Annotated in this window: 1 protein-coding gene; it reads right to left on the bottom strand. The window is 62.8% G+C overall.

Features of this window, described 5'->3' with window-relative positions; all coding sequences use genetic code 11:
• Window positions 1–2,693, bottom strand: a 2,693-nt coding sequence (locus tag VMJ11_RS02620) for a serine/threonine-protein kinase PknK (protein ID WP_325616621.1), incomplete at its 3' end; no start/stop codon positions are given.
• Window positions 2,694–3,296 lie beyond the last annotated feature (603 nt).

Below are 3,296 nucleotides of genomic sequence, written 5' to 3'. Positions count from 1 at the left end.
CGAAAGAGATGCTCATCAGTGAACAAGGCTGGCGGCAGAAGCGCGGTCAGCACGTCCATCGTGGACTGCCAGCCTGCCTCGTGCATGAGTGGCGCATCAATAAGCGCCTCGATCGACTGGTTTCCGAGGTGTTGCCAGATGCGGTCGAATTCTTGCTGTACCTTGTCCTGCGTCGGATGCTGCGGCCATACGACACCTACGTGCTTCAGGTACTCGAGCCCGACCTCGACGCTGCGGTCGCGTCGGTCCAGGGTCATGAAGATTTCAATACGCAGGCATGCGACCATCGCCCGCTGAGCCAGCCTGTCGGTGCGGCGAGCGAGCAGTGACAACCGTTGCTCCGCCGCTGCCATATCTCCCGTGAGAAACTCGCACTCCGCGCGAAGGTATTCGAGCGCGAAAACCAGCTCGCGTTGCGTCTGCCAGTCATCACCCTCGAGCAGCGCTGCGCCTGCGATGGCGTAGTTGAGCGCCGAGGCATAGGCGACAGACGCCTTGGCGCGCTTGCCTGCAAGCAGGTTGAACCCGGCCAGTTGTTCGCGCTCGTCTCGTGCGCTGATCAACGCTGCGCCGCGGTTGAGCTGATTGACGATGTCGAAGATCGCCTCCTCTCGCTTCTCCAGCGGCGTGTGCGTCGCGAGCAGTCGTCCGATTCGAAGGTGCATCTCGCCACGCAGCCCCTCGGGGATCACCGAATAGGCGGCTTCCCGAACGCGATCGTGGACGAACCGGTAGGCGCCCGGAAGGCACTCGACGAACTCCTGACGGACGGCCGGCCACAGAAGCGCGTCAACCCGCTCCCTGGAAGTCCCAAGAACGAGAGCCAGTGTCGTGATCTGGGCGAGGTTGCCAAGGCAGGCCAATTGTCGCAACGCCTCCTGCGTCTCACCCGGCAGGCGGGCGAGCTTCCCTATCATCAGGTCCACGACGTTTTCGGTGTATCCCTTGGCGTCCATGCGGTCCAGATCCCAAGACCAGCGCCCGGCGTCATGTTCGAAAGCAAGCAATCCCTCGTCGGCAAGCGAAGTCATGAACTGAGTGGCAAAAAACGGATTGCCAGCGGTTTTCTCGTGCACCAAACGTGCGAGCGGCGCGACGTCCTCCGGCTTGCAGCGAAGCGTGTCCGCCAGCAAATGCCCGAGATGCTCACGCCCGAGCGGCACCAGCGTGATCTGCCCCACCTTTCCGCCGGCCGCCCGGATCACGTCGAGCTTGCGCATCAGAGGATGGGCGGGGCTGACTTCATTGTCGCGATAGGCGCCAATGAGCATCAGGTGCCGGAGGTCCGAGCGGGTCAACAGATCCTCGAGCAGATCGAGCGTCGCCACGTCGATCCATTGCAAATCGTCGAGGAAGAGCGCCAGTTGATGCCCCGGGCGGGCAAAGACGCCGATAAACCGCCGAATCACCAGTTGGAAGCGGCCTTGCGCCTGCTGCGGCTCGAGTGGTGGCACCCGGGGCTGCTGACCGAGGATGAGTTCCAGTTCAGGGACAAGGTCAACCATGAGTTGCCCGTTCGGACCCAGCGCCTTACGAAGGTCGCTGCGCCAGACACACAGATCGGCCTCGCTCTTGCCAAGCAGCGGTCGCACGAGGCTCTGTAACGTCTGCGCAAGCGTGGCGTACGGGATGTCACGCCTGTACTGGTCGAACTTGCCTGCGGCGAACAGCCCTCGCGGCGGTACCAGCACCTTGTGCAGCTCATTGACGACCGAAGATTTGCCGATTCCGGAATATCCGGAGACGAGCACCAGTTCGGGCACCCCGCTTTTGACGACCCGACCGAAGGCGGCGAGCAAGGTCTCGACCTCGCGCTCCCGTCCGTAGAGCTTTTCGGGAATGAGCAGCCGGTCGGGGATGTCACGTTCGCCGATCGGGAACGGGTCGACCAGGCCCTGTTTTTCCCATTGGCTCAGGCAGCGACGCAGATCGTGTTCGACGCCGCCCGCAGTCTGGTACCGATCGTCGGCCGTCTTCGCAAGCAGCTTCATGACGATGGCCGAGATTGTGGCCGGCACACTTGCCACGCGCTCGTGGGGCGGCACCGGTTTCCTTGCAATATGACAATGCACCCACTCGAGCGGATCGGAGGCTGTGAACGGCAGAACACCCGTGAGCATCTGATAGAGCGTGACGCCGAGCGCATACAGGTCGCTGCGAGCGTCGATCGAGCGGTTCATGCGCCCGGTCTGTTCAGGGGCCATGTAAGCCAGCGTGCCGGCAATGGTTTCGGGTGGCTCGGGCGCCTGCCGCTCGCGGGGCAGGCGTGAAGCGATGCCAAAGCCGGTCAGCCTGACCTCTGCGTTCGCGGGGTTCACGAGGATGTTGGCCGGCTTCACGTCCTTGTGAACGAGGCCACGCTGGTGCATCTTGCCCATCGCAGCGATGATGCCGATGGCGAGACGCAGGAAGCGTCCGATCTCCAAGGGTGTGCCGAGTAGCCGCTCGAGCGGCTCACCGCACGCGTCCTCGAGCAGCAGCAACATCCGGCCACCTTCGCGTACCAGTTCGAGCGGCCGCACTGCCCAAGCGTTCTCCAACTCATCCTTCAAGCTGCATTCATGGGATAGGCGATCCAGACTTACGGGCGTCGGGTGCTCTGCGGTGAGCCGCGCGACCAGCACCGGAGCGTGACGGCCATCGGCACCGAGGTGCCATTCCCGGCAGAGTGCGCAATCGCCGTCCTCCCGCAAGACCTGAAAGCGAGCGTCGTTAGGTGCGCCGAACCGGGCAGACGGCTCCAATTGTTGGCCCCATCAACGATGGCCGCCGCGGGTGAGGTTTGTCGGTCCTCCCGGGCTGGCCGGATGCGAGTTCCAAGTCTGCCACAAGCAGGGCAGGATTGTCGCTGCTGGGCGGCCTAATTTCATGGCTATAAGTCTGATCAATGTATCTCGCGGCGTCACCGACGTAATGGCTTCGATCCGAGCCGATATCCAGTCCCGACTAAACAGCTTCAGGTCATCAAGACCGAGCGTCGCCCCCGGGCCTTGCGGGGTCGCCGTCCCCTGAGTGTCAAGCTTGAGCTTCGGTGACACGCCGGCAGCCAGCTCGACCGCGATATGGTTGGGGATGAAATAGCCCGGCACACGCTCCCCGGCGAACGTGTCATGGACTTGGCCGCCCGTTCCCGGTGCCCTCGCAAGAATCCACCATGCTTTGACCTTGCCCCTGTTTGACGAATCCCTTAGCCAAGCGAATTATGCGGCTTCACCTTGCTGAGTCGCGAACCAGTTCTTCTCGAATGTCATGGGGCTGACGTAGTCGAGTGTCGAGTGTAACCGGCGTGCATTGTA

It is taken from the genome of Paraburkholderia sp. (assembly GCF_035501035.1).
Lineage (GTDB): Bacteria > Pseudomonadota > Gammaproteobacteria > Burkholderiales > Burkholderiaceae > Paraburkholderia.
Note: the sequence above shows the minus strand (reverse complement) of the source record. Positions and strands in the feature narration are given on the sequence as shown.